This window comes from Bacteroides sp. An269, assembly GCF_002159755.1.
In the GTDB taxonomy this organism is placed as follows: Bacteria; Bacteroidota; Bacteroidia; order Bacteroidales; family Bacteroidaceae; genus Phocaeicola; species Phocaeicola intestinalis.
The window spans coordinates 1-700 of record NZ_NFJG01000250.1 but is presented as its reverse complement, the minus strand read 5'-3'; the positions used below and the strand labels follow the sequence as shown (position 1 = coordinate 700).

General features: G+C 54.6%; 1 protein-coding gene. It reads right to left on the bottom strand.

The features are described 5' to 3' along the window. On the bottom strand, nucleotides 1-700 hold a 700-nt coding region (locus B5F71_RS19585), incomplete at both ends, for an IS30 family transposase (RefSeq protein WP_143269962.1).

Genomic DNA, 700 nt, shown 5'->3' with positions numbered 1-700 from the left:
GTTCCTTTCGGGATATATTGCCGTATCAGCTTGTTGCCGTTTTCTATGGCTCCTTTCTGCCATGCGCAATAGGAATCGGCAAAATACACGGGCACGTTGAGCTTCTTGGTTATCCATTCATGCTCGGCGAACTCACTGCCGTTGTCCGTGGTGATGGACTTCAAGGCCTCTCCCTTGTATGGCAGCAGCAACCTCCACACGGTTCTTGCCACAGGCTTCGCTTTCTTCCCGTGCTTGAGCCTTTCCATCAACAGGAAGTTCGTGCTCCTTTCCGTCAGCGTGAGGATGGCGTTGCTGTCCTTGTCCACGATGAGGTCCATCTCCCAGTCCCCGAAACGTTTGCCGTCGGCTTCCGCCGGACGCTCGTGTATGCTCACACGGTTACGGATGTTCGTGGCCTTAGTCTCATGACGGTGTGAGGCCTTGCGCTTGTATTTCATCTTATGCCGGCAATGGGAAGCCAGTTCCCCGCTTTCGTCCTTGCGGATGAGGGCGTAAATGGCTTCATGGGAGACGTTTATACCCTCCAGCTTCAAACGTCCGGATATCTGCCGGGGAGACCACTGCTCGTTTTTTATGAACTCAATGATACGCCATTGCAGCACATCATCCAGCCCCCTGTTGCCGGGCGTATGACACCGGCGGGATTCTGCCATGTCATGCGCCTTGTTCCATACATACTTGCCGCTCGGCGTGGAGT